1 protein-coding gene is annotated in these 502 nt (G+C 37.3%); it reads right to left on the reverse strand.

Annotated elements, in window-relative coordinates:
* Positions 1-251: 251 nt before the first annotated feature.
* Positions 252-502: hypothetical protein (locus SM447_RS30140; protein ID WP_474576247.1), on the reverse strand; the 251-nt coding region annotated here is incomplete at its 5' end.

Here is a 502-nt window from a genome sequence, read left to right on the forward strand (position 1 = left end):
CTCTACCTCTTTTTTAAGTGCTGTACGTTCTTCTGCTACTATATCTTCTTTGTAAGTTTCTAAGACACTTCTCGTATCCTGTGCGCTGATTGATAACACGGATACAGCCATAACAAAAAAGGTTATGCATTCTATAATCCTATTCATAATTGTTCGTTTTTTTTCATACATTCTCTTGAGCGCATCTGTATGCGCTCAAATAAAAGTGATTAATTTGATTGAAAAATTTGATTAACGGATGACCTACTCCACTAGCGTCGCATTGCAGTTCGCACCTTGTTAAAACTTGTTTTAAGCGCTTCAAAAACTTGTTCTTTAAAGGACTGATCTAGTTCTGCTTCTACATCGAGTAGTAGTGCAGTAGCATCCACACCTTGTTGTCCTTTGTAATATTTATGCGTTAAAATTTGCTCTTGCGCTTCTCGCAAAAGCGCATCAATTTCTGCATCAGTAACCTCTTCATTCTCTTTCTCCAACAAAGTAATCACTGTTGTCAGCGCTA

The sequence above is a fragment of the Micromonospora aridisoli genome, assembly GCF_056150025.1.